Below are 25,649 nucleotides of genomic sequence, written 5' to 3'. Positions count from 1 at the left end.
GCGGGCTTTTCAATATCTGCGAAGGCTTACAGGTCGTTGAGAATATCTGCCATGTCGTCGGCGTGTTCTTCCTCTTGGGCGAGAATCTCTTCAAAGATCCGGCGAGTAGTCGGGTCTTTGTCGCCAATGTACTGGATGATTTCGCGGTAGCTGTCGATTGCAATCCGCTCGGCCACCAGGTCTTCGTAGACCATCTCTTTCAAGTTTTTACCGGCCACGTATTGAGCGTGGGAGTTCTTGGACAGCAGGTCCGGGTTGAACTCCGGCTCGCCACCTAGCTGGACGATGCGCTCGGCCAGTTTGTCGGCGTGTTGCATTTCCTGATTGGCATGCTCCAGAAACTCATCCGCGGCCACGCTGGCTTTCAGGCCTGTGGCCATGAAGTAGTGGCGCTTGTAACGCAGCACGCACACCCATTCTGTGGCCAGCGACTCGTTGAGCAAACGCAGGATTTCTTCACGATCTGCGCTGTAGCCTTCGGTTACGGCACCTTCTTCGACGTTCTTGCGAGCGCGATCGCGAAGGGTTTGCTTGTCGGACAATTGCATCTCGGTCATTTCAATCTCCTCACTAATCCGGTTGCCGCCTCGCTCTGCTGGCGAAGTCGGTTCATAAGGTGTGAGTTCAGTTGGCCGAGAAAGTTTTATCGGATGTTGCGCACCGGTGTAGTCCAGCGTTCCGACAGGATCACACCGCCCAGGGTCAGCGCCCCCCCGATCAGATGGAAGCTGTGCAGTTGCTCTTTGAGCACCACGGCGGCAATCAGTGCGGTAATCAATGGCAGCAAGTTGAAGAACAGCGTGGTGCGGCTCGGGCCGATCAACACGACGGCTTTCATCCAGGCCAGCGGCGCAATCATGGAGGCCAATACGCAGGCGTACAGCACCAACCCAATGTTGTGCACGGTCGGGCCAACCTTGGGCGAGATCAGGTACAGCGGCAGTAGCACCACAATTGCCACCAACACTTGCAGGTACAGCATCTGCAACGGCGGTAAACGCAGCTGCCACTTTTTCAACAAGGTGCTGTAGATCGCGTAGGCCAGCGTGGCGACCAGCATCATCGCGTCGCCCAGGTTCAAACCGTGATCAAGCAATGCGCCGAGGCTGCCACCGGACACCACCACCAGTACGCCGATAAATGACAGCACCGCGCCGACCAATGCACCCGCTGTCAGGCGCTGGCCGAGGCTGATGATGGACATGGCCAGTACCATCAAGGGCATCAGCGACAAGATGATGCCCATGTTGGTGGCCGACGTGCGGGCGGCCGCGTAGTAGGCCAGGCTTTGATAGACCGCCATGCCGAGCACACCCAGGACGAAAATCTTGCCCAGGTTGGGGCGGATCACCGGCCAATTGGCCACTATCGGTTTGAGCATAAACGGGGTGAACAACAGACCCGCGAGCAGCCAGCGATAAAACCCAATCTCTGAGGGAAAGATCGCGCCGACCGCGAGTTTGTTGATAACGGTGTTGCCGGCCCAGATAAAAATGGCCAGCAGGGGATACGCGTATTGCATCAGGAACAACCACAGGGTTAATGAGCGGCGATTATCCGCTTGTCTGTTCGCAGGCCTATACTTCAATCCGGCCAACCTCTTATTGAATCCAGACAGCATGCGCAAGAATCTGATCAGCGTCCCTGAGTTCGACGCTTTACCGGCTCCGGTCTACTTTCGTTACGCCGAAATTGACGCTGACAGCCATGCGCAGGCGCATTGCCATGCGTGGGGTTCGCTGGACTATGTGGCCCACGGGGTGATGCGGTACGAGGTGGCAGGGCAGCGTTTTATGTCGCCGCCGCAGTACGCGTTGTGGATTCCACCCCACACGGTGCACAGCGCCTATAACGCGCAGGCGATTGTTTACCGTTCGGTGTATCTGGACGTGGCGCATTGTCAGCATTTGCCAAGCCAGCCGGTCACGCTGGCGATCAGCGATATTCTCAAAGCCATCCTCAGCGATTTCGCACGCCGTGACGTCAACATTCCCCAGGGTGAGGCTGACAAACGGCTGGCCCACGTATTGGTCGATCAACTGAGCCAGGCGTCGGTGCATCAATGTTATTTGCCCTACGCCAATCACCCGGGTTTGGGCGTGGTGCTGGCCGCGCTGCAACATCAGCCCGGCGACAACCGCCCGTTGGGGCAATGGGCCGCACAGGTGCATGTGAGTGAACGCACATTGGCGCGGCTGTTTGTGCGCGAGTTGGGCATGAGTTTTGGTGAGTGGCGCCAGCGCCTGCGGTTTTTGGCGGCCATCGAGGCGCTGGAAACGCCACGCAGCGTGCAGGACATTGGCTTTGACATGGGTTACAGCACCGCGTCGGCGTTTATTGCGATGTTTCAACGCCAGGCCGGTTGCACGCCTGAGCAATACCGGCGTCAGGCGCGGCATGTTTGATCGCACAGAGGAAGATGTAACATAGCTTGTCTACACTGCGATGAAGTCCGTGGCCATCCGGCACGGCGTAAGGAGAAAACTCCATGAAAATGCTGCGTGTTCCTTTGCTGCTGCTGGGTGTGTTGCTGTGCTCCCAGGGGTTTGCGGCCACGGCCCAACAAAACAAAATGACTAGTTGTAACGCCGATGCCAGCGCCAAAACCCTCAAGGGCGATGAGCGTAAAGCATTCATGAGCGCCTGCCTCAAAGCCAAACCGGCCGGTGCTGCCACGCAGCAGGAAAAAATGAAAACCTGCAACGCCACCGCAGGCACCCAAGCGCTTAAAGGCGACGCCCGCAAAGCTTTCATGAGCACGTGCTTGAAGAGCAAATAATGCACTGAGCCGGCGTAGTCGCTGCCGCAGGCTGCGAAGAGTTGCGCAGCAACGCGTTCATTCAAACGCGCCTCTAACCCTTCGCCGCTTGCCTATCGACCCGATATGAGGCGTGCACCCTCCTGCGCCAGTCACAAATTGTAGTGATCCCCGTCGAAGGCTGGCAGACTGCCCATCCTTTCGCGCTGCTTGTTTTGAGGCTGTATGCCATCGTTTTCTCAGCGTCACATTCTGCTGGCCAGCTACATCATTATTGCGGGCGGCTTGCTGCTGGTTTTTCCGTTGCGTTTGCTGCCCAGTTTGCTGGCGGGTCTGTTGGTGTACGAGTTGGTCAATATGCTCACACCGCAACTGCAACGCCTGATCGCCGGGCGCCGTGCGCGATGGCTGGCCGTGATGTTGCTGGGCACGTTGGTGGTCAGCGTACTGGCGCTGATATTTGCCGGTGCCATCAGCTTTCTACTGCATGAAGCCGAAAACCCCGGCGCCTCGCTGAACAAGTTCATGGCCGTGGTCGACAAGGCGCGTGGGCAACTGCCGCCGTTTCTAGACAGTTATTTGCCCGCCAGTGCTGCCGAGTTTCGTGTGGCCATTGGCGCGTGGATGAACAAGCACCTCAGTGACTTGCAACTGGTGGGCAAGGATGCGGCGCACATGTTCGTGACCTTGCTGATCGGCATGGTGCTGGGCGCGATCATCGCCTTGCAGCGCATTCCTGATGTGAGCCGGCGCAAGCCGTTGTCTGCGGCCCTGTTTGAGCGTTTGCACCTGTTGGTGCGGGCGTTTCGCAACATCGTTTTTGCGCAAATCAAGATTGCACTGCTCAACACCGCGTTTACCGGGATCTTCCTGGCCGTCGTGCTGCCGTTGTTCGGTGTGCACTTGCCGCTGACCAAAACCCTGATCGTGCTGACCTTTCTGCTGGGTTTGTTACCCGTGATTGGCAACTTGATGTCCAACACGCTGATCACCATCGTGGGTTTGTCGCTGTCGATTTGGGTGGCCGTGGGGGCGTTGGCCTACCTGATTGTTATCCACAAGCTGGAATACTTTTTGAACGCCAAGATTGTGGGCGGGCAGATCAGTGCCAAGTCGTGGGAACTGTTGCTGGCGATGCTGGTGTTTGAAGCGGCGTTCGGCCTGCCGGGTGTGGTGGCGGGGCCGATTTACTACGCGTATTTGAAGAGTGAGTTGAAGCAGGTGGGGTTGGTTTAGCCGCCAGCGCTCTCCCGTGGGGAGAGCGCTGGGGTGAGGGGCTTTTAGCCGTAGCGCTTTTTGGCTTCAATGGCCAAACCGCTACCGATGCTGCCGAAGATGTTGCCTTCTACATGGCGTGCATTGGGCAGCATGGCCGAAACACTCTGGCGCAATGCTGGAATGCCGCTCGAACCCCCGGTGAAGAACACCGTATCCACTTGCTCGACAGCCACGCCTGCACTGCCCAACAATTGCGTCACGCTGTTGCGGATGCGCTCAAGCTGGTTGTCGATCGCCGCTTCAAACATGACGCGGCTCAAATCAACGGCCAGTCCGGGTTCTACCCGGTCCAGCGGCAAATGACGGCTTTCGTTGTGGGTCAGTTGGATTTTGGTTTCTTCGATTTCCATCGCTAGCCAGTGACCGGCGCGCTGTTCGATCAATTTGAACAGACGGTCGATACCACCAGTGTCTTCGATGTCGTAGCGCATGCTGCCCAGCGCCAATTGCGATTTCTGCGCGTACACCGAGTTGATGGTGTGCCAGGTCGCCAGGTTCATGTGGTGGCTGGTGGGCATGTAGGCGCCGCTTTTCATCCGGCTGCCGTAGCCAAACAGCGGCATCACGCCTTGCAGGCTCAGCTGTTTATCGAAGTCAGTACCGCCTACGTGCACGCCGCCGGTGGCCAGGATGTCGTCCTGGCGGTTGTCCATGCCGCGGCGCTCGGGCGACAGGCGCACCAGCGAGAAGTCGGACGTACCGCCGCCGATGTCGACAATCAGTACCAGTTCTTCGCGCTCGATGGTCGACTCGTAGTCGAAGGCAGCGGCGATGGGTTCGTACTGGAAGGAGACTTCTTTAAAACCGATGGCGCGTGCCACGTCGGTCAGGGTGTTCTCCGCTTCCTGGTCCGCCAGCGGGTCGTCATCGACGAAAAACACCGGGCGGCCCAGTACCACTTCTTCGAACTCACGACCCGCGGTGGCCTCGGCGCGCTTTTTCAGCTGCGCGATGAACAGCCCCAGCAAGTCCTTGAATGGCATGGCGGTGCCCAACACGCTGGTGTCGTGCTTGATCAGCTTGGAGCCCAGCAAGCTCTTGAGCGAGCGCATCAGGCGGCCTTCGTAACCTTCCAGGTATTCATGCAGCGCCAGACGGCCATACACCGGGCGGCGTTCTTCTATGTTGAAGAACACCACTGAGGGCAGGGTGATCTTGTCGTCCTCCAGCGCAATGAGGGTGTCCACGCCTGGGCGCAGCCAGCCGACGGTGGAGTTGGACGTGCCGAAGTCGATGCCGCAGGCACGTGCTGGAGAGGCGCTTTTCATGTCTGTCGTGTTCCGGTTAAAAAACGGCCGCGCAGTGTATGTCAGTCGCTCACAGAATCGAAGCGCGACTATTCGTTAATTCGCAGGTTTTAATCCCCTTGAAAGACTATCCTTCACCCCCAAACTTCCAGACATTGGCTTGGTAGTTGGCAGGCGATTGCGTGAAGCCCGCAGGCTGCCGATAAACTTTTGCAGCGCTGTTCAGTCACAAGGTTGAGATCGGTCAATCGACAGGCCGGGTAACCCGAGCGGCGCGCTTTTGATAACGGATGGTGATCCTTACATGGACTTCAAAGACTATTACAAGATCCTGGGTGTCGAGCCCACGGCTGACGATAAGGCGATCAAGACCGCCTATCGCAAGCTGGCGCGCAAATATCACCCGGATGTGAGCAAGGAAAAGGACGCCGAGGACAAGTTCAAGGACGTCAATGAAGCGTATGAAGCACTCAAAAGTGCCGACAAACGTGCTGAGTACGACGAAATGCGTAAGTACGGTCAGCACGGACAGCCATTTCAGGGACCCCCTGGCTGGCAGGGTCGCTCAAGCGGTGGCTTCGAGGATTCAGGCGATTTTTCAGACTTTTTCAGCTCGATCTTCGGTTCGCGCGGTAATGGCTTTGGTGGGCAATCGGGCCGCAGTGCGGGCCGTCGTGGGCAGGATGTAGAAATGGAATTGCCGATTTTCCTTGAAGAAACCCTGTCGGGCGAGTCCAAACCGATCAGTTTCCAGATCGGTGGCGTCAGCAAGACCCTGAACGTGAAAATCCCGGCCGGCGTTACCGACGGTGAGCGCATCCGTCTCAAAGGGCAGGGCGGTCCGGGCGCAGGTGGCGGGGCCAACGGTGATCTGTACCTGATCATTCGCTTTGCACCGCATCCGAAGTTTGACGTTGAAGGTCACGATCTGGTGATCACGGTGCCGTTGGCTCCGTGGGAAGCAGCACTGGGGACCAAGGTCGCTGTGCCCACCCTGACCGGCACCCTCAACCTGACCATTCGTGCGGACAGCCAGAGCGGCCAGCGTTTGCGCATCAAAGGCCACGGCCTGGCAGACAAGAAAGGTCAGCGCGGCGATTTGTATGCCCAATTGAAAGTGGTCATGCCTAAACACACCGACGAGGCGACCAAAGCCCTGTGGCAAGCGTTGGCTGATAAAGCCGCCTTTGATCCGAGAGCCCAATGGAGTAATTGATCATGAGCAGCACCCTGATCGTTCAGCTGGACATGGAAAGGTTCTGCGAAGAGGCCAATATCCCGGCCGCTTACGTGATAGAGATCGTCGAACACGGAATTATCGAACCTCAGGGCCGCGCACCCGATGCGTGGCGTTTTGAAGACTATGAACTGGTCATCGCAAAGCGTGCAGCCAAGCTGCATCAGGAGCTTGAACTGGAGTGGGAGGGCGTTGCTCTGGCGCTGCAGCTGGTGGAAGAAGTGCAGCAACTGCGCGCTGAAAACCGTCGATTGAAGCAGCAGTTGGGACGGTTTGTGGGCAACTCCAACGCATGACCGACCGGTAGGAGCGGCCGCAGGCTGCGATCTGTGACTCAATATCAACAGCTCTCAGTCTGCGCCAGCGCCTGCACGGGTTAAGCTTTTTTCGGCAATGTCACGGTAAACGTGGTGCCTTCGGCTTCGGTCGAGGTGACCTCAATGGTGCCGTCGTGGGCGTTGACCGCTTCTTTGACGATAAACAGGCCCAACCCCAGGCTGGTGGAGGTGCCCGGCAGGCTGGCGTCTTCGCTCGGGCTACGCACCAGCGGGTCGAACAGGGTGGCCAGCGAGCCTTCGTCAATCGGTGTACCCCGGTTGTGCACCGAGAGCAGCACTTGTTCGGCACCGCCAGTCAGGGTAATGGTCACCACACGGCTGTGGCTGCCATGTTGCAGCGCATTGCCAATCAGGTTTTGCAGCAGTTGGTGGATCAGCCCACGGTCCCATTCGCCTTGCACGGGGCCGTCAACGGTCAGCACCGGCTCGCAGTCGGGTTGCCCGGCACGCGCTTCGGCCAGGGCGGCACGGCAGGCTTCGCCCAAATCCAGCGTGACACGTTCGACAGGTAACTGGCTGCCCAGACGACTGCGCACAAATGCCAGCAAATCGCTGACCATCGAGCCCATGTGGCGGGTGCCATTTTTAATCGCGCTCACATAGTTCAGGGCATCGGCATCGAGCCTGGCTTTGCGCACCAGCATCTCGGTGGACATGCTCACGGCTTGCAAGGGCGCACGCAAGTCGTGGCCCAGGATGGCGAGGAAGATATCCCGTGAGCGATTAACCTGTTCGGCATACGCCGCAGTGGATTCAGCCAGTGCTTCGTCAATGGCTTCGTTGAAACGGATCATGTCGGTGAAATGCGCTTGCTCAGGGGCATGCAGGCTGGCTACCCACAAGCGGATGACCGTTGCCCGTAAATGACGAAATTCCGAGGTCATCTGCACCAGATCAAAGCCCACGGTATGGCGCAGCTCGCCATGACTGGCAGCAGCCTGGTCCAGGCTTGGGGTTTTTTCAGCGCCCTCACCTTCAGCTTTTGCCTGCTGCTCGCTGGCTGTCTGAGCGGTGTTCATGTCCCGTGAGGCGGCCAGCAAAATGACTTTGGCGTGATCGCGCAGCGCGATGCTGTCCATATTATTGGCGGCGGGTGTAATGGTGGCGGCAAACCTCTCCCATTCATCGACGATACGGTCAACCTCTTGCACGATGAACTCAGATAAACGCATAACCGCGACCTTGCTATGAAGCGCTGGAAAAAAGAAGTCGCATCTTAGCGCTTGTCGATCCTTTTCAATACTGGCGCTGAACATCTCTATAGGTTGAACTCCGGCGTCATTACAGACTTTTTAAACAAGCGGTTCCACCGTGGCTGATTGAAACGACCACTGAGCGGCGCTCAGCCTTAAGGCAAACCAAGGCCCAAGTGCCTGAGTGGTTTGGCGCGCTAACGCACACAGAAAAAGACGCACTCAAAGCGATGACCGACGCCCGTGGCCAGTCGCTGAACACACTGGAGAAAGCGCTGGGGGGGTATTCCGGGGCTGCACGACTTTGCCCGGCCGTTGTTGACGCAAGCATTGACAAGCGCTGGCTACAGCGTGCCGATTGATCAGGTGTCTGTGCGCCTCTACACGCCTTCATTGGATGCCTTTGGCGTCGCCACAGGCGGGTTTAGTGCGCGCACCCTGTCATGGCTTCAAGCGGCGCTGCATAACTTTGAAGAACCCGAGACCCAAGAGCGTTATTTTGCGGCGGGATCGGGCTTTATTACATCGCCCGATGCGCAGGTTGCGTTGCATAACGGCGATATCGATAGCGCCTCGCATGCCTTGATTCAGCGAGTGCTGAATGGCGAACGCGGGATCAAACTTGCGGATGGTCGACAGCTTTGGTACCGCACGCCTTGTGTGATGGGCCTTGAACTCAAAGGTTGCGTGATTTTTTCGCTCAGTTATGAGGATCGGCACACTGAGAGGCTGATGGCCTGGATTCCCGGCGACCCACACCATCCGCTTAAGCAGTATGCGAGTTATGCCAGCTTGCGTGACGAGTGTGTGCGCAAACGTGCAAAAGGCTCGCACCCTGGGCATGTTGCCCGGCTCTGTCCCTGAGGGGTATGTCATGCCGGATGACGTCTATGAAGCGCAAGTCCTCGATTTTGGGATTGAGCGGCGCAGATTGATGGAGACACTCACGGATGAGGGGATAGGCGGTGAAGTGTCAACGCCTGATGAAGATGAACCCGTGAATCGCAGGCCAGATCACACCCTGACCTGCGCTTGGCCTTAAAATAGAAAGTAGCGCTGGGCCATTGGCAGCACGTCTGCCGGTTCGCACCACAGCAACACACCATCCGCCTTGACCTGATAGGTCTGGGGGTCGACTTCGATGTTGGGCAAATAGCCGTTATGAATCAGGTCGGTTTTTTGCACATCCCGGCAGCCTTTGACCACGGCGATTTGCTTCTTCAGGCCCAAGGTTTCGGGGACCCCGGCCTCAGCGGCTGCTTGGCTGATGAAGGTCAGGCTGGTGGCATGCCGCGAGCCGCCGTAGCTGGCGAACATTGGCCGGTAGTGAACTGGCTGCGGGGTCGGGATGGAGCCGTTGGCATCGCCCATCAGGCTGGATGCAATGGCGCCGCCCTTGAGAATCAACGTGGGTTTAACCCCGAAAAATGCCGGACGCCACAGCACCAGATCGGCCCATTTGCCCACCTCGATTGAGCCGACTTCGTGGCTGATACCGTGGGTGATGGCCGGGTTGATGGTGTATTTGGCGATGTAGCGTTTGGCGCGAAAGTTGTCGTTGCCAATGCCGTCTTCCGGCAGCGGGCCACGTTGTTTCTTCATCTTGTCGGCGGTCTGCCAGGTGCGGGTGATGACCTCGCCCACGCGGCCCATCGCCTGGCTGTCCGAGCTGATCATCGAAAACGCGCCCAGGTCGTGCAGGATGTCTTCGGCGGCGATGGTTTCGCGGCGGATGCGGCTTTCAGCAAAGGCCACGTCTTCGGCGATGCTGGGGTCCAGGTGGTGACACACCATCAGCATGTCCAGGTGCTCGTCGATGGTGTTGCGCGTAAACGGTCGGGTCGGGTTGGTCGAGCTGGGCAGCACGTTGGTCAGGCCGCAGGCTTTGATGATGTCCGGCGCATGCCCGCCGCCCGCGCCTTCGGTGTGATAGGTGTGAATGGTGCGGCCCTTGAAGGCGGCGAGGGTGGTTTCGACAAACCCCGACTCGTTCAGCGTGTCGCTGTGAATCGCCACTTGCACATCGTACCGGTCGGCCACCGTCAGGCAGTTGTCGATGGAGGCCGGTGTGGTGCCCCAGTCTTCGTGCAATTTAAGGCCGATGGCGCCCGCCTCGACTTGCTCGATCAAGGGCTGCGGCAGGCTGGCATTACCCTTACCGGTGAAGCCCATGTTCATCGGGAATGCGTCTGCCGCTTGCAGCATGCGCGCCATGTGCCACGGGCCAGAGGTGCAGGTGGTGGCGTTGCTGCCGGTCGCCGGGCCGGTGCCGCCGCCGATCATGGTGGTGACGCCACTGTTGAGTGCTTCGTCGATCTGTTGGGGGCAGATGAAGTGAATATGGGTGTCGATGCCACCAGCGGTGAGGATCATGCCTTCGCCCGCAATCACTTCCGTACTGGCGCCGATGGCGATGGTGACGTTGGGCTGGATGTCGGGGTTGCCGGCTTTGCCGATGGCGTGAATGCGCCCGTTTTTCAGGCCCACGTCGGCTTTGACAATGCCCCAGTGGTCGATGATCAGCGCGTTGGTGATCAGGGTGTCGACCACCTCGGCCGCGAGCAACTGGCTCTGGCCCATGCCGTCACGAATCACTTTGCCGCCGCCAAACTTCACTTCTTCGCCGTAAGTGGTGAAGTCCTGCTCGACCTCGATCCACAGCTCGGTATCGGCCAGGCGAACTTTGTCGCCAACGGTGGGGCCGAACATATCGGCGTAGGCCTGACGGGAAATTTTCATGCTGTGTCGTTCCTAATAGTGACCTGTAGCCGTTGCCGAAGGCTGCGTCCGGTCGCGAAGCAACCGTAAAGGCGGCATGTGCGTGGCTTATGTCAATCCAGATTGCCCATGACGCGTGCGGCAAAGCCGAACACGCGGCGCAAACCTGCCAGTTCGACCAGTTCCACTTCACGGGTTTGCCCCGGCTCGAAGCGCACGGCGGTGCCAGCCGGGATATTGAGGCGCATGCCACGGCTGTCACCGCGATCAAACATCAGCGCATCGTTTGTTTCGAAAAAGTGATAGTGCGAACCGACCTGAATCGGCCGGTCACCGCGGTTGGACACACTCAGGGTGTGGGTACGCCTGCCCACATTCAGCTCGATATCGCCGGACTCGATGCGGTATTCGCCTGGAATCATTGCGGTTCACTCAAGGTTTTAAAGTAGATGGCGGTGGGGCTGTAGTGACCGTCGGGGCTGCGGCAATAGTTGGGCAGTTCACCGACGCGGGTATACCCCAGCGCGCTGTAGAAGTTTTCGGCGGGCGAGCCGGCTTCGGTGTCCAGGTGCAACAAGCCGCGGTGTTGCTGGCGTGCCCCTTGTTCCAACGCGTGGATCAGCACTTGGCCCAAGCCCCGGCGCCGCGCTTCGTTGAGCACTAGCAGCTTTTGCACTTCGGCACGGTTGAGGCCGTTGGCTTTCTGGCATAAGGCCAATTGCACGCTGGCGAGCACGCGCTGGTCTTCGACCAACACCCACAGCAGCACACTGCCTTGCTCCAGTTGGGTCTGCACCTCGTTGAAATACTGGCTGGCCTGGGCCGGGTCCAGGTTGGCCATAAAACCGACGGACGCGCCGTGATGAACGGCATCCACCAGCAGCGTAATCAAGCCTTCACGGTAGCGATCGAACGTTTGCGGCGTGACGCGCAGCACCTGTTCAGCGGTCATTGGCCGCGCTCCTGTGGCGCCAAGGCACCGGGGTTGAGCATCAATTGCATGAAGGTCAGGTCCAGCCAGCGCCCGAACTTGATGCCCACTTGCGGCATGCGTCCGCTGGTGACGAACCCGAGCTGTTTGTGCACATGGATCGAGGCGGCATTGGCGCTTTCAATCGCGGCGACCATGACGTGTTTGTCACACGCTTTGGCGCGTTCAATCAGCGCTGCCAGCAACTGCGGGCCAAGGCGTTTGCCACGCTGATCGGGATGCACGTACACCGAATGCTCGACGGTATGACGAAAGCCTTCAAAGGGGCGCCAGTCACCAAATGAGGCATAGCCCAATGGCACGTTGGCGTGATCCACGATCACCAGAATGGGGTAAGCCTGTGTTTGGCGAGCGTCGAACCATTGCTGGCGGTTGCTCAAGTCGACGGTGTTCTCGTTCCAGATGGCGAGGGTATTGAGCACTGCATCGTTGTAAATATCGCGAATCGCCGGCAGGTCAGCCGGGACTGCATCACGAATAACGTAAGCCATGGCTGCGCCTCAGGCGATGGGTTGGTGGACCGTAACCAGCTTGGTGCCGTCCGGGAAGGTGGCTTCGACCTGAATGTCGGGGATCATTTCCGGGATGCCTTCCATGACTTGCTCGCGCGTGAGCAAGGTGGTGCCGTAATGCATCAGTTGGGCCACGGTGTTGCCATCGCGGGCGCCTTCGAGCAGGGCGGCTGAGATATAGGCAATGGTTTCCGGGTAATTGAGTTTCACCCCGCGCGCCAATCGGCGCTCCGCCAGCAGGCCAGCGGTGAAGATCAGCATTTTGTCTTTTTCGCGTGGAGTCAGGTCCATGAGGGGTCCGTGTTCGGCAGTTAAAAAGTAATCGGGCTTTTTGCCCTGACCCTCTGCCGCAGCAAGAGAGGGCTGTTTTGTGTGTCGCGTGACGTGTGTGCTCACCTGCGTTCAGCTCAAAGGGTTGGGGCGAGGAGCTCTTCAGGTGCTCCAGATTCTCGGCGCCAACGCCTCGCGCCCCAACAAGGCCGGGCGCAGCAGTCGCCATAAATCAATCAGCCAGCCCCGGGCCTGCAACGCTTCCCCCGCCAGGCACCTGGCCACCAGTAAACCGGGTAATTGCGTCAGATCACCCCGCACCGGGTTGGCCAGGCTGCGGCAGGTTTGCAGCAGCTCAGCACTGATTTCTCCCGTCACCAGCAACGTTGCAAACACCGGGTGGCCATCCAGCCCAATGGGCGAGGCCAGCAATCCGTCGCCGCCCACAATGCGCTGGCGCTCATGCCAGAGCAACTGGCCGTCGCGGCGAATATCCAGTTGCGATTGAAAAGACCCGTGCTCGAAACGCTCACCACTGGCCAGTCGTCCCAACGCCACCATGTCCCAATAAAACAAACGGGCATCCCCCTCAAGCGCGATGCGCGTAGTGAGTTCGGCCTGCGCTGCGCTAAATACGATGGTTTCTTGCGGCAGCCACTCCAGCGTCGCGCCTGCGGCCACCTTAAGCTCAACGCTTTGATACGCCGGGCCTGCGGCGCGGTACCACTTGGCGGCGCCGGGGCTGGTGAGTTGGGCCCAGGCATCGGGCCCGACGCTGGCGCGAATGTCGAGTTGATCGCCGCCGGCAATCCCGCCGGGGGGGTGCACGATGATGTGCTGGCACACTTGGGGGCCTTCGGCGTACAGGTGCTTTTGTACGCGCAAAGGCCCGAGATGACGGCGCAGGGTCGGGCGCGTGCTGTCGCCAAAACGCCCATAACCCAGCTCCAGCTCGGCCTGCCAGCTAGGGGTGAACAAGGCGGTATTGGCAGGTAAATTCATAAGAGGCCATTCTGGTAACAAAGAGTTACAGATTAAATCGTCACGAGCCCGCGCACACCTTCTGTTTGCATATTTTCACCGCGACCTTGCGCAATGATTTCACCCCGTGACATCACCAGGTACTGATCCGCGAGTTCCTCGGCAAAGTCGTAGAACTGCTCTACCAGCAAAATGGCCATGTCCCCGCGTGCCGCGAGCATTTTGATCACGGCGCCGATTTCTTTGATCACCGAGGGCTGGATGCCTTCGGTGGGTTCGTCGAGTATCAGCAGGCGCGGGCGACTGGCCAGCGCGCGACCGATGGCCAGTTGTTGCTGTTGCCCCCCCGACAAGTCGCCGCCGCGCCGATGCTTCATTTGCAGCAGCACCGGGAATAGCTCGTAGATGAACGCGGGCACTTCTTTGGCCTCGCCGCCGGGGAAGCGCGACAGGCCCATCAGCAGGTTTTCCTCCACGCTGAGGCGGCCGAAAATCTCCCGGCCCTGTGGCACGTACGCAATGCCTGCGTGCACCCGCTGGTGGGGTTTGAGGGTGGAGATGGCATGACCTTCCCAACTCACGCCCCCTTCTTTGATCGGCAATAAGCCCATCAAGCACTTGAGCAACGTCGTTTTGCCCACGCCGTTGCGGCCCAGCAGGCAGGTGACTTCGCCGACTTTTACCTCAAACGACACGCCGCGCAGGATGTGGCTGCCGCCGTAGAACTGATGCAGCTTTTGGACTTTAAGCATGTTTGGATTCCTGATAAACGACGCCGACCCGTTGTTCAACGTCCCAGATACACCTCGATTACCCGTTCATCCGCTTGCACCTGCGCCAGCGACCCTTCGGCCAGCACGCTGCCCTGATGCAGGACGGTGACGTGATCGGCAATCGAACCGACAAACCCCATGTCGTGCTCCACCACCATCAGCGAGTGCTTGCCCGCCAGACTTTTGAACAGCTCGGCGGTGAACTCGGTTTCAGCGTCAGTCATGCCCGCCACCGGTTCGTCCAGCAGCAACAGCTGCGGGTCTTGCACCAGCAACATGCCGATTTCCAAAAACTGCTTTTGCCCGTGAGACAGCAACCCTGCCGGACGATGCGCCGCACTCGTCAGGCGAATGGTGTTGAGCACCTCACCGATGCGGTCGGCTTGTTCGCCCGAGAGGGTGGCGCGCAGGCTGGCCCATACCGACTTGTCGGTTTTTTGCGCCAGCTCAAGGTTTTCAAACACGCTCAGGGCTTCAAACACGGTGGGTTTCTGAAATTTGCGGCCGATGCCCGACTGGGCGATCTGCACTTCGCTCATGTGCCGTAAATCCAGGGTTTCGCCGAACCAGGCCTGGCCTTCGGTGGGGCGCGTCTTGCCGGTGATGACGTCCATCATCGTGGTCTTGCCCGCACCATTGGGGCCGATGATGCAGCGCAGTTCGCCGACGCCGATGTACAGGTTGAGGTTGTTGAGCGCCTTGAACCCGTCAAAGCTGACGCTGATGCCTTCCAGGGTCAGGATCGTGCCGTGGCGCGTATTCAACCCTTTGCCTGCCGCGTGGCCGAGGCCGATGGCGTCGCGGCTGCTGCCGGCGTCTTTGTTGGGGTCAAATGCGGGTTCGAGCATAAATGCTGCCGTTGGCGTGATGCGCATTATTCGCCCCTCTTTTTCAGCAAGCCGATGATGCCTTTGGGCAGGTACAGGGTCACGACGATAAACAGTGCACCCAGAAAGAACAGCCAGTATTCAGGGAAGGCCACGGTGAACCAGCTTTTCATGCCGTTGACCACGCCTGCGCCCAGCAACGGGCCGATCAGCGTGCCGCGCCCGCCCAGTGCGACCCATACCGCCGCTTCGATGGAGTTGGTGGGGGACATTTCGCCGGGGTTGATAATGCCCACTTGCGGTACATACAAGGCTCCGGCCAAACCGCACAGCACGGCGCTCAACACCCACACAAACAGTTTGAAACCGCGCGGGTCATAGCCGCAAAACATCAGGCGGTTTTCAGCATCGCGCACTGCGGTGAGTACCCGACCAAACTTGCTGCGCGCCAGGCGCCAGCCCACAAACAGGCTACCCGCCAATAACAGCACCGTGGCGAAAAACAGCGCGGCGCGAGTGTCGGGTTCGGTGATGCCAAAGCCCAGAATGCTGCGAAAGTTGGTGAAGCCGTTGTTGCCACCAAAGCCGGTCTCGTTGCGGAAAAACAGCAGCATCCCGGCGAAGGTCAGGGCTTGGGTCATGATCGAGAAATACACGCCCTTGATCCGTGAGCGAAAGGCGAAAAACCCAAACACCAGCGCCAGCAAACCGGGCGCCAGTACCACCAGGCACATGGCCCACCAAAAATGCTCGGTGCCGACCCAGTACCACGGCAATTCAGTCCACGACAAAAAGGTCATAAACGCGGGCAATTCATCGTCCGACGTCTGACGCATCAAGTACATGCCCATCGCGTAACCGCCCAGGGCGAAGAACACACCGTGGCCCAGCGACAACAGCCCGGCGTAGCCCCACACCAGGTCGAGTGCCAACGCAACGATGGCATAGCAGAGGATTTTGCCGACCAGGGTCAAGGTGTACGCCGAGACTTGAAACGGGCTGTCGGCGGGCAGCAGTGAGAGTAAGGGCAAGGCCAGCAGCACCAGCAGGACGAGTCCGCCAATCAGTGCTGTCAGGGCCGGGCCTGCTTTTTGGGTTGCGGTGAGCATCAGTGGCTGATTCATCAGTCGATCACCCGTCCTTTAAGCGCGAAGAGACCTTGCGGGCGTTTCTGAATGAACAGAATGATCAGCCCCAGGATAAGGATTTTGCCGAGCACGGCACCGATCTGCGGTTCGAGGATTTTGTTGGCGATACCCAGTCCCAATGCGGCGTATACCGTGCCTGCAAGTTGGCCGACGCCGCCCAGCACTACCACCAGAAACGAATCGATGATGTAGCCCTGGCCGAGGTCGGGGCCGACGTTGCCGACCTGGCTCAAGGCCACGCCGCCCAGCCCGGCGATCCCCGAACCCAGACCGAACGCGAGCATGTCAACGCGCCCGGTGGGCACGCCGCAGCAGGCAGCCATGTTGCGGTTTTGAGTGACGGCGCGAACGTTGAGACCCAAGCGGGTTTTGTTCAACAGCAACCACGTCAGAAACACCACGGCCAGCGCGAACGCGATGATCACCAGACGGTTGTAGGGCAGTACCAGGTTGGGCAGCACTTGAATGCCGCCCGAGAGCCACGCCGGGTTAGCCACTTCAACGTTCTGTGCGCCAAACAGCACACGTACCAACTGGATCAGGATCAGGCTGATGCCCCACGTGGCGAGCAAGGTTTCCAGCGGGCGGCCGTAGAGGTGACGAATGATTGTGCGCTCCAGCACCATGCCCACGCCCGCCGTGACGAAGAACGCGACCGGCAAGGCCAGCAACGGATAAAACTCGATGGCGCCGGGGGCGAAGCGCTGGAACAGCAACTGCACGCAATACGTGGAGTAGGCACCGAGCATCAGCATTTCGCCGTGGGCCATGTTGATCACCCCCAATAGGCCGAAGGTGATGGCCAGCCCGAGAGCCGCGAGCAGCAGAATCGAGCCGAGTGACAGGCCGCTGAATGCTTGACCCAGCAGGTCGCCGATCAACAATTTACGTTTGACTTGCGCCAGGCTGGTCTCGGCGGCGGTGCGCACGCGGGCGTCGGTCTCGACCTCGGGCTGCAACAGGGTTTCAAGGCGGGTGCGGGCCAATGGCTCGCCGGTTTCGCCGAGCAGGCGCACGGCGGCTAAACGCACCGTCGGGTCGGCATCGACCAACTGCAAATTGGCCAGCGCCAGGTTCAGGGCTGCGTATACCTTGTCGTCCGCTTCGAGGGTCAGGCGGCGGTTGAGCAGCACCCACTGCGCAGGCTTGGCGCTCTTTTGCAATTGTTGCGCAGCGCTCAGGCGCAGCGTGGGGTCGGCCGAGAGCAGTTGATGGCTGGCCAGTGCGGTGTCGATCAAACCGCGCAGGCGGTTGTTCAAACGCACGGTTTTGGGTTGGCCGTCGACCGTGATCTGGCCCTGTTGCAGGGCCATGATCAATTCGGTACGCGCCGGGTCGGGCTGGGCGGCCCAGCTTTCCAGCAGCTTGACCTGCTGTGGCAGGTTGGCCGCAGCAAAGTCGCTGGCGTCATCGGCGTGGGCGGCCAGGGGCAGCCACAGCAGCAACGCGAGGATCAAACGATAAAGGGCAGTGGGCATAGCGAGTGTCCCTGTTTGCAGGTGGTCGAGCTTCAGGGCGCTGACCCTGGCCCTTTCCCAGAGGGAGAGGGGACTAAACGCCACACATCAGCCCCTCGCCCTCCGGCAGAGGGGGGAGAGGGGCTTTTAAGTGACTAGTTGCTCTTCACCGCGTAATCCGGTTTTTTGTCGTTGCCCGTAATGAAGGGGCTCCACGGCTGTGCGCGGATCGGGCCTTCGGTTTGCCACACCACACTGAACTGACCGTCTGGCTGGATCTCACCAATCATTACCGGCTTGTGCAGGTGATGGTTGGTCGTGTCCATGGTCAGGGTGTAACCCGAGGGTGCCGCGAAGGTCTGGCCGGCCAGGGCTTCGCGCACTTTATCCACATCGGTGGACTTGGCTTTTTCAGCCGCCTGCGCCCACATATGAATGCCCACGTAGGTGGCTTCCATCGGGTCGTTGGTCACGGCCTTGTCCGCGCCCGGCAGGTTTTTGGCCTTGGCATAGGCTTTCCAGTCAGCGACGAACTTCTGATTGACCGGGTTCTCAACCGACTCGAAGTAGTTCCACGCGGCCAGGTTGCCCACCAACGGTTTGGTGTCGATGCCGCGCAGTTCTTCTTCACCCACCGAGAACGCAATCACCGGCACGTCGGTGGCCTTGATGCCCTGGTTGGCCAACTCTTTGTAGAACGGCACGTTGGAGTCGCCATTGACGGTGGAGATCACAGCGGTTTTACCGCCCGCCGAGAATTTTTTGATGTTGGACACGATGGTCTGGTAATCGCTATGCCCGAACGGGGTGTAGACCTCTTCGATGTCCTTGTCGGCCACGCCTTTGGCGTGCAGGAATGCGCGCAGAATTTTGTTGGTGGTGCGCGGGTAGACGTAGTCGGTGCCCAGCAGCACAAAGCGCTTGGCACTGCCGCCGTCTTCGCTCATCAGGTACTCAACCGCCGGAATCGCTTGCTGGTTGGGCGCAGCGCCGGTGTAGAACACGTTGGGCGACATTTCTTCGCCCTCGTATTGCACCGGGTAGAACAGCAAGCCATTGAGTTCTTCAAACACCGGCAACACGGACTTGCGTGACACCGAGGTCCAGCAGCCGAACACCACCGCGACTTTGTCCTGAGTCAGCAACTGGCGGCCTTTTTCCGCGAACAGCGGCCAGTTGGACGCCGGGTCAACCACCACCGCTTCGAGCATTTTGCCGTTGACCCCGCCTTTGGCGTTGATCTCGTCGAGGGTCATCAGGGCCATGTCTTTGAGTGATGTTTCAGAGATCGCCATGGTCCCGGACAACGAATGCAGAATGCCCACCTTGATGGTCTCGGCGGCGTGCACCGTCCAGGTCAGGCCCATAGCGGCAATGGAGGCCGACAAGGTGAACGCTTTGATCAGGCTGCGACGCTTCATGGTGCGATCTCCAGGAACTCGAGGTTCATCAGGGATGGATTCGAACGATGAGCAAGCTTTTGCAAAGGCTGTGCCGGGATTGAAACAGCGCTCAAGACCGGGGCCTTGCGCAAAGAAGGGGCGCATCGGTGCACCCGTTTGGCGCTCGAGGGGAGGTGCAGTGCGCTGGCGTGCGCTGCCTTGGTGCTTGTGGGCCGGGGCCGCTAACTAACTACCACCTGCGCACTCCTTGCGAAGCGAAGTATGAGCGTGACCGCGCACATGCCGGTCACGACTCAATAAAGGAGTTTTTAGCGATGGAACCCGTCTATGACATTGCGCAGGTGCTTTACCCGCGCAATACCCAGGGCCGTCTGCCGACCTTGAGCCCGCCTTTTTTGACCCCCGATGATGCCGCGCGATTTGCCCATCAATTGATAGGTGACAAGCGTGAGGTGGAGTACGCCGGGGTGATTTTAAGAAATGCCCAAGGCCGCTACCTGGCCTCGCGCCCGGTGGAGATGGCAGGCGAGAGTTTTAGCCCGACTCAATTTATTTCAGTGGATGACAAAGGTCAGCTCAAACAACCTCAAGGCTTCAGGTGTTACGGCTTTTATTACTCCAGGTCGCATCAACTTGGCGGGGGAGAAACGGTGCCCGCCAAAGTGTCCAGGGAGCAAGTGATCACGCTGGCCAACTTTTTTTTACCGGCCAATATTCACAGCCTGTTGGGTATGGGCCGCTTTGCGGATGTGCATTACTTGTCCGGTTTCAATGGCTCGCTGCTCAAGGTTCAAGCGCGGCCCACAGACGATGCTAAAGAACTCTTCGCTTTTCTGTCGCAGGTCGAGGAAGACGATCAGTCGAACGGATTGCAGGGCTTCTTCCAGCAAGTGGTTGACACGTTGCAGGTTGACGTCATTGAGTCCACTGAGGTGTGGAGCGGGCAAACGGGCAGGCTATCACCGGGGTTCTTTTCTTTGCCTTTGCGCGCCCTCGATACGGATGATGTGATTATTCAACGGCCAGCGTATGGCCCGGTGCTGGCCAGTGAGCAATTGGCTCTTGAATATGCGCTATCGCTTAGCGCAAAAACGTCGAGTCAGCATTACTGTTTTATTCTCAAAAACAGCACGCGTGATGAATTTGTGGTTTCGCAACCGGTGACCGAAGCGCTGGACTTTGCGCTGGTACGGGCGTTTACCCTTGACAGTGAACGGCGCCCACAATTGCCTGCAAACTTTACGATTGTGGCCTTGTATGGCTGTGATTCTGAATACCGCGATCCCGCCCATTTACCGCACGAGCAGGTGTCGTTGTTTAAAAACTTCTTGCACCCCGAAGCACTGGAAAAGGCCCTCTCGCTGGCACAAGGGCTGGGCCCTGCGGATCAGATTGATGCGTTGCCTCTTTATATTGCGACCCGTGACGGCGCGCTGTTGAAGTACATCTCCAAGTCTCATCCGGTGGAGAACATGCAGTTTGCAAAATTGCCACAGAGTCAAGGCGGTGGCTTGAAACTGCTTCACAACGTGTTGTCGGGCGCCGAGAAGTTCGATGTATTGGTCCATGCGTTGGCCTATGCAGGTCAGTTGGAGGTGTTACGCCGCAGCGATGTGTGGGGCCGGGAAGGGCGAGTGTCGTACGCCTGGAAGCCGTTTGAAGGCTTTATGCGACGCACGCTCAGCCCGGTTTTTGTGGATATGGACGATGCCGCGCGATACGCCCATGAACAGATCGACCGACGGGTGGACTTCACCTACGGAGGGCTGGTCCTCAAGCGCGAAGACAATCTCTTTGTCGTGACAGAGCCGCTGGCTGTCAACACTGAAACCTTTGATCCCCAAATGGTTTTTCCACCGGAGTTGGCGGCATATATTCCTTATGGGTGCCTGATCGTCGCCGTGTATCACACGCACCGCGTTCGCCCTCTTCAACTTTGGCGCACGGCCAATGAGGAGCGTGTGAATCGCAACATGTTCGGGGCGCATGAACTGCGCGCGGCCATCCTCGATCGTCGCGGGCGGGTGAGTTATTTTTCAGCGCAAGACGGCGCGCTGCTCAAGTACGCATCGACTGGCTCTGATAGTGAGAAAAAACTACTTGCGCGGCTTTCACCGCCAGAGGCGCACCCCGAACAGGTGCGCAACAATCAGACGCAGAACAAGCTGCGTGCCAACACACTGACCCCGACTCAATACGTAGCGCAGGTGGCCCGTGCAGGTGGGTTGAGTGTCGTGGTGAGCAGCCCGTTATGGGGCGCTCGTGGCCCGGTGACGCCGACCTGGAAACCCGCCCCGCCACCTGTCGTGATGAGCCGCCTCAGTTTGCAACCTGCGTACGGCCCGCTTTTTTCGCAGGCTCAAGACGCCATGCGCTACGTTCATGCGCGGATGGGCGCGCGTGCAACGTCTCAGTTCGGGGTGATTCTCAAGCGCGAGCACAGTGAGCAGTATCTCGTCACAGAGCCACTGCCCGCACGCAGTGCACTGTTGGGGCAGATTTTCCCTCGCCCTTTTGGCTCGACAGACTATAGCTTTGCGGCCGGCTTCATCCTTAACGCTGTCTATATGGCCACGCCAAAAACCCCCGTGGCTCTGGCAACAGACGACGTCTTTGCCGACTTCATAGCCCCTTCTGACCTGATAGACCTTGCAGTGCTGTCGAGCATGGCCCGCGACCACTCACCCTGGCGCAGCGATTATCCACAGATGTATATCTCCACCCGCAATGGCGCTCTGCTGAGTTACCGCACTGAAAACCTCAACACCTTGTTGGTACTGGACAGCGCGTCGGGGCCTCACACGCCCGTGCAGGTGTTGTTGAACAATCACATGCTTCGATCCCCTGATTACATCCGTAAAGTAGCGTCCGGTGGGCATATGGACGTCCTCTTAACCAACAACGTGTGGGCTGCACCGGGCCGTGTGACGAGTGCATGGCAGCCCTACGCACCGGCTGCCGCCCTCAGCAATGAACCCACGCCGAATGTACCGGCGCTTGGCCCGATGTTTAGCCACGTTGACGATGCGGCACTTTATAGCCACCGGAAAATGGTCTTGCCGCACGCCCAAAAAATTGTGGGGGCCGTGTTTTATTCATCGGCAGATACCCTTTATGTGCCCCTCGAAACTCAGATCAATGGTGTGCCCGCAAACGCTCAGGACCGCATTTTTTTAAATGCCTTGTTTGAGCGGTCTTCGGGTTCCGCACGTCCGCTCCCCCGATTGCCGTCCGGGTATGGGCCGATCGCGGTTCACAATGCGCACCCACCAATCAAACCGAGTATTGCCAGGCCGCAGCAGCGCAACTGGGTCGACCACATGTTTTGGCCGATGGACATTTGCTATGTGGTCAAGAACCTGGAGCGGCTGGAGTTCTCAGTGAATCTCGCGTTCTTGTCAGGCAATGACGGCGCACTGTTGAAATACGTACGACGTCCCGGTCAGGCTGAAAACGATTTATGCCAGTCGGTCGTGGGCTATGACTATTGGGAAAACCAGTACCAGGATCAGGACTGGGTTGATAAAGGCCTCGAAACAAAAAGTCAGTACATCGCCAAGTTGCTCAAGGCAGGCGAGCTGGTGGTTGTCAGCCCCGGTACAAATTGGGCGCAAGTGGGGTGGGTAACGGCTAACTGGCAAGCCACGGAGCCTGCCAAGGTCAAGCCTGAGTTACCGTGGGTGCGTTCGCCTGCGCTTATCAACAAAGATGAGTTGTAAGACAGGGCAGGCAGAGTCGCTGGCGGTGAGTACGAGGGGTTAGCGTTTGCGCATTAACCCGATAAAAAACAACCCGCCAATCGCCGCCGTGGCCACGCCAATCGGTAAATCTTCGGGAGCGATCAGGGTGCGTGCAGCCACATCGACCCACACCAGAAACACGCTGCCCAGCAACGCTGAAACAGGCAATAACCGCCGGTGCTCGGCGCCCACCAAGCGGCGGGCAATGTGCGGGATCATCAGCCCGACAAAGCCGATTGAACCGCTGATGGCCACCAGGACACCGGTCATCAACGAGGCGATCAAAAACACCTTGAGCCGCACATTGCGCGCATTCAGTCCCAGGGTGACAGCGGTTTGCTCGCCCGCCATCAACGCGTTGAGCGGGCGGGCCATGCCCAGCAGTAAAATCAGCCCCAGCAGCACGCTGGCGCTGGGGATGGCCAGCAGCTCCCAGCGCGCCAACCCCAGGCCGCCGAGCATCCAGAACAACACGGCGGAGCTGGCGCGATGGTCGCCTAAAAACAGCAAGGTATTGGCCACGGCCATCATCACAAACGACACAGCAACCCCGCATAACAACAGGCGGTCGCTGTCTAATCGGCCGTGACGGCTGGCGATGGCCAGCACCAGCACCATGCTCAACAGTGCGCCGATAAAGGCGGCGATGGGCAAGGTCAGCAGGCCGACGATTTCGCCCACGTGCAGCACCACAATCACCGCGCCCAACGTGGCGCCACTGGTCACGCCCAGCAGGTGTGGATCGGCCAGCGGGTTACGCGTCACGGCTTGCAGCACGGCACCGATCAACGCCAGTCCGGCGCCGACCAAGGCACCGAGCAGCATGCGCGGCACACGGATCAGCCACACGATATGTTCCTGCCCCGCGCTCCAGCTCACCTCACCGATGCCCAACAGCTTGTGCAGCACGATGTGCCAGACCACGTCCACGGGCACCCGCGCCGGGCCAAAGCCCAGCGACACCACGCATGACACCAGCAGCAGTGCGCCAAGGCTCAGCAGTAACAGCGCGTAGCGGCGAGACATCATTGAGGATGAAAGCCTTTGGCGAGCGTTTCGATGGCCAGCACGTTGTCGATGCCCGGCGTGGCTTGCACGTAAGGGATGACGATAAAGCGTTGGTTGCGAACGGCATCGACCGATTGCAGCGCAGGGTTGGTCTGGAGGAAGTGCTGTTTTTGCTCGGCGCTGACTTCGCTGTAATCGACGATCACGATCACCTCGGGATTGCGCTCGACCACGGTCTCCCAGTTGATGCGGGTCCAGCTGGCGTCAATATCGCTCAGGATGTCGTTGCCGCCTGCGGCTTCGATCAAGGCATGGGGGATACCCAGTTTGCCCGAGGTCATGGCGCGGTCTTCGCCACTGTCATACAAAAACACACGCGGCTTTGTAGCCGGCAGGGTCTTTTGCACCTCGGCGATTGTCTGCTGCATGCGTGCGATCAGGGCGTTGGCGCGATCTTGTACATCGAAAATTTTGCCGAGGTTGCGCAGGTCGTTATAGGTGTCCTCCATGCTCGCGGGTGGGCGTTTCATCACAAACGCACACGACTCGGTCAACTCGTAAACGTTGATGCCCAGTGGGGTCAGGGTTTGCGGGGTGAGATCGCCGCCCACGCGCATGCCGTAGTCCCAACCGGCGAAGAAGAAATCAACGTTGGCGTTGAGCAGGGTCTCGACTGACGGGTACTTGCTTGCCAGCTCCGGCAGCCCGTCGAGGATCACGTTCATCTGCGGCGTCACGGCCTTCCAGCCACTGATGCCGCTGTAGCCGACCATGTGCGGTTTGAGGCCCAGAGCGAGCATCATTTGCGTCATGTTGATGTCGTGGCTGACCGCGTGTTTGGGCGCCTCGTTGAAGGTCACGTCGCGGTTGCAGCTTTTGATCGTCAGCGGGTAGTGGGTGGCGTCGGCCTGGGCCAGTTGGGCACCGAACAACACGCTTAAGCATAGAGCGAGGCGGATCAGGTTCATGGTTGGGTTATCCAGGTGATGCGCGGGTAGCCGGACAGCGGATGGTCGTCGATCAGCGCCTCGACGCCAAACACCTCGCGCAACAGCTCCACGGTCAGTACTTCGCGGGGCGTGCCGCTGGCGATGATGTTGCCGTGGTTGATGACATACAGGCGGTCGCAAAAGGCGGCGGCCAGGTTGAGGTCGTGGATGCTGGCCAGGGTGGCGATGTTCAGCCGTTTGACCAGTTGCAACAACGCCAGTTGATAGCGCGGGTCGAGGTGATTGGTTGGCTCGTCGAGGACCAACAGGTCGGGTTGCTGGGTCAGGGCGCGGGCCAGGATCACGCGTTGTTTTTCCCCGCCGGACAAGGTGGCGAAGGCGTGGTCTTCGAAGCCGTGCAGGCCTACCGATTCGAGGGCGTTTTTCGCCAGTTGGCGATCGGCCTCGGTGTCGCCGTCGAACAAGCCTTTGTGCGGGGTACGGCCCATCGCGACCACTTCGTCGACGGTCAGGCCAAAAGCATCGGGGAATTCTTGCAACACCACGGCGATGCGTTGTGCGCACCAGCGGGGCGACTGTTGCCACAGGTTGTGCTGTTCGAGATGCACGCTGCCGGATTCAGGCTTGCTGAAGCGATAGGCGCAGCGCAGCAGGCTGGTTTTGCCGCTGCCGTTAGGCCCGATCAACCCCACGAACTCCCCTGCGGCCACGTGCAGGCTGGCATCACGCAGGTGGAACTGGTGATGGCAATGGCCGTGGCCCAAAGGCGACCAGGCGAGCTGAGTGAGGGTGAGACGGGTCATAAAGCATCCGGGGCTTG

The 25,649-nt window shown here is 59.3% G+C and carries 26 protein-coding genes; 8 read left to right on the top strand and 18 right to left on the bottom strand.

The genetic code is table 11. The features are described from left to right. Positions 1–26: 26 nt before the first annotated feature. Positions 27–557 carry a ferritin-like domain-containing protein gene (locus GYN01_RS14215; protein ID WP_048364409.1) on the bottom strand — a complete coding sequence of 177 codons (531 nt, stop codon included), beginning with the start codon at positions 555–557 and terminating at the stop codon, positions 27–29. Positions 558–643: 86 nt separating this feature from the next. Then, a complete protein-coding gene (locus GYN01_RS14210) occupies positions 644–1,522 on the bottom strand; it encodes a DMT family transporter (protein ID WP_048364408.1) in 879 nt (292 codons plus the stop codon). Positions 1,523–1,619: 97 nt separating this feature from the next. Here GYN01_RS14210 and GYN01_RS14205 point away from each other — a divergent pair, with 97 nt between their 5' ends. From GYN01_RS14205 to GYN01_RS14195, 3 genes are all read left to right on the top strand, one after another. Then, on the top strand, positions 1,620–2,405 hold the full coding sequence (locus GYN01_RS14205; RefSeq protein WP_048400470.1) for an AraC family transcriptional regulator: 786 nt from the start codon (positions 1,620–1,622) through the stop codon (positions 2,403–2,405). Positions 2,406–2,488: 83 nt separating this feature from the next. After that, positions 2,489–2,779, top strand: a complete 291-nt coding sequence (locus GYN01_RS14200) for a PsiF family protein (RefSeq protein WP_203307341.1) — start codon at positions 2,489–2,491, stop codon at positions 2,777–2,779. A gap of 204 nt (positions 2,780–2,983) precedes the next feature. Further along, entirely contained in the window at positions 2,984–3,994 is a 1,011-nt protein-coding gene (locus GYN01_RS14195; RefSeq protein ID WP_048364405.1) for an AI-2E family transporter, read from the top strand. A 44-nt stretch (positions 3,995–4,038) separates the two neighbouring features. Here GYN01_RS14195 and GYN01_RS14190 read toward each other — a convergent pair whose 3' ends face one another. Continuing rightward, positions 4,039–5,304, bottom strand: a complete 1,266-nt coding sequence (locus GYN01_RS14190) for an Hsp70 family protein (protein WP_048364404.1) — start codon at positions 5,302–5,304, stop codon at positions 4,039–4,041. A 283-nt stretch (positions 5,305–5,587) separates the two neighbouring features. On the opposite strand from GYN01_RS14190, the gene cbpA reads away from it, so the two are divergent. Further along, positions 5,588–6,499, top strand: a complete 912-nt coding sequence (gene cbpA / locus GYN01_RS14185; protein WP_048364403.1) for a curved DNA-binding protein — start codon at positions 5,588–5,590, stop codon at positions 6,497–6,499. A gap of 2 nt (positions 6,500–6,501) precedes the next feature. After that, positions 6,502–6,816: a chaperone modulator CbpM gene (locus tag GYN01_RS14180; protein WP_048364402.1), complete on the top strand. Its 315-nt coding sequence runs from the start codon at positions 6,502–6,504 to the stop codon at positions 6,814–6,816. An 80-nt stretch (positions 6,817–6,896) separates the two neighbouring features. Here the strand turns inward: GYN01_RS14180 and GYN01_RS14175 are convergent, their stop codons facing one another. Beyond that, on the bottom strand, positions 6,897–8,030 hold the full coding sequence (locus tag GYN01_RS14175; RefSeq protein ID WP_048400466.1) for a sensor histidine kinase: 1,134 nt from the start codon (positions 8,028–8,030) through the stop codon (positions 6,897–6,899). A 251-nt stretch (positions 8,031–8,281) separates the two neighbouring features. Between GYN01_RS14175 and GYN01_RS22495 the strand changes: the two genes are divergently transcribed. Further along, positions 8,282–8,413: a hypothetical protein gene (locus tag GYN01_RS22495; protein WP_275296440.1), complete on the top strand. Its 132-nt coding sequence runs from the start codon at positions 8,282–8,284 to the stop codon at positions 8,411–8,413. Then, complete coding sequence (locus GYN01_RS14170) at positions 8,367–8,915, top strand: dermonecrotic toxin domain-containing protein (protein ID WP_338053167.1); 549 nt, start codon at positions 8,367–8,369, stop codon at positions 8,913–8,915. Before GYN01_RS22495 ends, GYN01_RS14170 begins: the two co-directional genes overlap by 47 nt. Before the next feature lie 174 nt (positions 8,916–9,089). Here the strand turns inward: GYN01_RS14170 and ureC are convergent, their stop codons facing one another. From ureC to urtA, 11 genes are all read right to left on the bottom strand, one after another. After that, positions 9,090–10,790 carry an urease subunit alpha gene (gene ureC, locus GYN01_RS14165; RefSeq protein WP_048400458.1) on the bottom strand — a complete coding sequence of 567 codons (1,701 nt, stop codon included), beginning with the start codon at positions 10,788–10,790 and terminating at the stop codon, positions 9,090–9,092. Between the two features lie 92 nt (positions 10,791–10,882). Next, positions 10,883–11,191, bottom strand: coding sequence for an urease subunit beta (locus tag GYN01_RS14160; RefSeq protein WP_048364398.1), 309 nt, complete (start codon positions 11,189–11,191; stop codon positions 10,883–10,885). Beyond that, positions 11,188–11,721, bottom strand: a complete 534-nt coding sequence (locus tag GYN01_RS14155; RefSeq protein WP_048364397.1) for a GNAT family N-acetyltransferase — start codon at positions 11,719–11,721, stop codon at positions 11,188–11,190. Before GYN01_RS14155 ends, GYN01_RS14160 begins: the two co-directional genes overlap by 4 nt. Next, entirely contained in the window at positions 11,718–12,251 is a 534-nt protein-coding gene (locus GYN01_RS14150) for a GNAT family N-acetyltransferase (protein ID WP_048364396.1), read from the bottom strand. The genes GYN01_RS14155 and GYN01_RS14150 overlap by 4 nt, the downstream gene beginning before the upstream one ends. Positions 12,252–12,260: 9 nt before the next feature. Then, the gene (ureA, locus tag GYN01_RS14145; RefSeq protein WP_048364395.1) at positions 12,261–12,563 is read right to left on the bottom strand and encodes an urease subunit gamma; all 303 of its coding nucleotides are present in this window, start codon (positions 12,561–12,563) and stop codon (positions 12,261–12,263) included. A 141-nt stretch (positions 12,564–12,704) separates the two neighbouring features. Further along, on the bottom strand, positions 12,705–13,544 hold the full coding sequence (locus tag GYN01_RS14140; RefSeq protein ID WP_048364394.1) for an urease accessory protein UreD: 840 nt from the start codon (positions 13,542–13,544) through the stop codon (positions 12,705–12,707). Positions 13,545–13,576: 32 nt separating this feature from the next. Further along, a complete protein-coding gene (gene urtE, locus GYN01_RS14135; RefSeq protein WP_203307339.1) occupies positions 13,577–14,275 on the bottom strand; it encodes an urea ABC transporter ATP-binding subunit UrtE in 699 nt (232 codons plus the stop codon). Positions 14,276–14,310: 35 nt separating this feature from the next. Then, positions 14,311–15,171, bottom strand: a complete 861-nt coding sequence (gene urtD / locus GYN01_RS14130) for an urea ABC transporter ATP-binding protein UrtD (RefSeq protein WP_203307338.1) — start codon at positions 15,169–15,171, stop codon at positions 14,311–14,313. Next, the gene (gene urtC, locus GYN01_RS14125; RefSeq protein WP_203307337.1) at positions 15,171–16,247 is read right to left on the bottom strand and encodes an urea ABC transporter permease subunit UrtC; all 1,077 of its coding nucleotides are present in this window, start codon (positions 16,245–16,247) and stop codon (positions 15,171–15,173) included. The genes urtD and urtC overlap by 1 nt, the downstream gene beginning before the upstream one ends. Continuing rightward, the gene (gene urtB, locus GYN01_RS14120) at positions 16,247–17,749 is read right to left on the bottom strand and encodes an urea ABC transporter permease subunit UrtB (RefSeq protein ID WP_048400446.1); all 1,503 of its coding nucleotides are present in this window, start codon (positions 17,747–17,749) and stop codon (positions 16,247–16,249) included. The genes urtC and urtB overlap by 1 nt, the downstream gene beginning before the upstream one ends. A gap of 134 nt (positions 17,750–17,883) precedes the next feature. Beyond that, on the bottom strand, positions 17,884–19,149 hold the full coding sequence (urtA, locus tag GYN01_RS14115; protein WP_203307336.1) for an urea ABC transporter substrate-binding protein: 1,266 nt from the start codon (positions 19,147–19,149) through the stop codon (positions 17,884–17,886). Between the two features lie 296 nt (positions 19,150–19,445). Here urtA and GYN01_RS14110 point away from each other — a divergent pair, with 296 nt between their 5' ends. Next, positions 19,446–22,850 (top strand): hypothetical protein, encoded by a 3,405-nt coding sequence (locus GYN01_RS14110; protein WP_203307335.1) that lies wholly within the window; start codon positions 19,446–19,448, stop codon positions 22,848–22,850. 39 nt (positions 22,851–22,889) lie between these two features. Here GYN01_RS14110 and GYN01_RS14105 read toward each other — a convergent pair whose 3' ends face one another. The 3 genes from GYN01_RS14105 to GYN01_RS14095 are packed head-to-tail and all read right to left on the bottom strand — an operon-like array spanning position 22,890 to position 25,632. Then, entirely contained in the window at positions 22,890–23,900 is a 1,011-nt protein-coding gene (locus tag GYN01_RS14105) for a FecCD family ABC transporter permease (RefSeq protein WP_048364387.1), read from the bottom strand. After that, on the bottom strand, positions 23,897–24,847 hold the full coding sequence (locus tag GYN01_RS14100; RefSeq protein WP_048364386.1) for an ABC transporter substrate-binding protein: 951 nt from the start codon (positions 24,845–24,847) through the stop codon (positions 23,897–23,899). The genes GYN01_RS14105 and GYN01_RS14100 overlap by 4 nt, the downstream gene beginning before the upstream one ends. Beyond that, on the bottom strand, positions 24,844–25,632 hold the full coding sequence (locus tag GYN01_RS14095) for an ABC transporter ATP-binding protein (protein ID WP_203307334.1): 789 nt from the start codon (positions 25,630–25,632) through the stop codon (positions 24,844–24,846). The genes GYN01_RS14100 and GYN01_RS14095 overlap by 4 nt, the downstream gene beginning before the upstream one ends. Positions 25,633–25,649 lie beyond the last annotated feature (17 nt).

It is taken from the genome of Pseudomonas weihenstephanensis (assembly GCF_016812185.1).
In the GTDB taxonomy this organism is placed as follows: Bacteria; Pseudomonadota; Gammaproteobacteria; order Pseudomonadales; family Pseudomonadaceae; genus Aquipseudomonas; species Aquipseudomonas weihenstephanensis.
Note: the sequence above shows the minus strand (reverse complement) of the source record. Positions and strands in the feature narration are given on the sequence as shown.

Coding starts and splice junctions, on each gene's coding strand:
- GYN01_RS14100 (WP_048364386.1), bottom strand. CDS start 24,847: ATGAACCTGATCCGCCTCGCTCTATGCTTAAGCGTGTTGTTCGGTGCC.
- urtB (WP_048400446.1), bottom strand. CDS start 17,749: ATGCCCACTGCCCTTTATCGTTTGATCCTCGCGTTGCTGCTGTGGCTG.
- urtD (WP_203307338.1), bottom strand. CDS start 15,171: ATGCGCATCACGCCAACGGCAGCATTTATGCTCGAACCCGCATTTGAC.
- GYN01_RS14160 (WP_048364398.1), bottom strand. CDS start 11,191: ATGATTCCAGGCGAATACCGCATCGAGTCCGGCGATATCGAGCTGAAT.
- GYN01_RS14140 (WP_048364394.1), bottom strand. CDS start 13,544: ATGAATTTACCTGCCAATACCGCCTTGTTCACCCCTAGCTGGCAGGCC.
- GYN01_RS22495 (WP_275296440.1), top strand. CDS start 8,282: ATGACCGACGCCCGTGGCCAGTCGCTGAACACACTGGAGAAAGCGCTG.
- ureA (WP_048364395.1), bottom strand. CDS start 12,563: ATGGACCTGACTCCACGCGAAAAAGACAAAATGCTGATCTTCACCGCT.
- GYN01_RS14200 (WP_203307341.1), top strand. CDS start 2,489: ATGAAAATGCTGCGTGTTCCTTTGCTGCTGCTGGGTGTGTTGCTGTGC.
- urtC (WP_203307337.1), bottom strand. CDS start 16,247: ATGAATCAGCCACTGATGCTCACCGCAACCCAAAAAGCAGGCCCGGCC.
- GYN01_RS14175 (WP_048400466.1), bottom strand. CDS start 8,030: ATGCGTTTATCTGAGTTCATCGTGCAAGAGGTTGACCGTATCGTCGAT.
- GYN01_RS14190 (WP_048364404.1), bottom strand. CDS start 5,304: ATGAAAAGCGCCTCTCCAGCACGTGCCTGCGGCATCGACTTCGGCACG.
- urtE (WP_203307339.1), bottom strand. CDS start 14,275: ATGCTTAAAGTCCAAAAGCTGCATCAGTTCTACGGCGGCAGCCACATC.
- GYN01_RS14205 (WP_048400470.1), top strand. CDS start 1,620: ATGCGCAAGAATCTGATCAGCGTCCCTGAGTTCGACGCTTTACCGGCT.
- GYN01_RS14155 (WP_048364397.1), bottom strand. CDS start 11,721: ATGACCGCTGAACAGGTGCTGCGCGTCACGCCGCAAACGTTCGATCGC.
- cbpA (WP_048364403.1), top strand. CDS start 5,588: ATGGACTTCAAAGACTATTACAAGATCCTGGGTGTCGAGCCCACGGCT.
- GYN01_RS14095 (WP_203307334.1), bottom strand. CDS start 25,632: ATGACCCGTCTCACCCTCACTCAGCTCGCCTGGTCGCCTTTGGGCCAC.
- GYN01_RS14105 (WP_048364387.1), bottom strand. CDS start 23,900: ATGATGTCTCGCCGCTACGCGCTGTTACTGCTGAGCCTTGGCGCACTG.
- GYN01_RS14210 (WP_048364408.1), bottom strand. CDS start 1,522: ATGCAATACGCGTATCCCCTGCTGGCCATTTTTATCTGGGCCGGCAAC.
- GYN01_RS14215 (WP_048364409.1), bottom strand. CDS start 557: ATGACCGAGATGCAATTGTCCGACAAGCAAACCCTTCGCGATCGCGCT.
- GYN01_RS14180 (WP_048364402.1), top strand. CDS start 6,502: ATGAGCAGCACCCTGATCGTTCAGCTGGACATGGAAAGGTTCTGCGAA.
- GYN01_RS14110 (WP_203307335.1), top strand. CDS start 19,446: ATGGAACCCGTCTATGACATTGCGCAGGTGCTTTACCCGCGCAATACC.
- GYN01_RS14150 (WP_048364396.1), bottom strand. CDS start 12,251: ATGGCTTACGTTATTCGTGATGCAGTCCCGGCTGACCTGCCGGCGATT.
- ureC (WP_048400458.1), bottom strand. CDS start 10,790: ATGAAAATTTCCCGTCAGGCCTACGCCGATATGTTCGGCCCCACCGTT.
- GYN01_RS14195 (WP_048364405.1), top strand. CDS start 2,984: ATGCCATCGTTTTCTCAGCGTCACATTCTGCTGGCCAGCTACATCATT.
- urtA (WP_203307336.1), bottom strand. CDS start 19,149: ATGAAGCGTCGCAGCCTGATCAAAGCGTTCACCTTGTCGGCCTCCATT.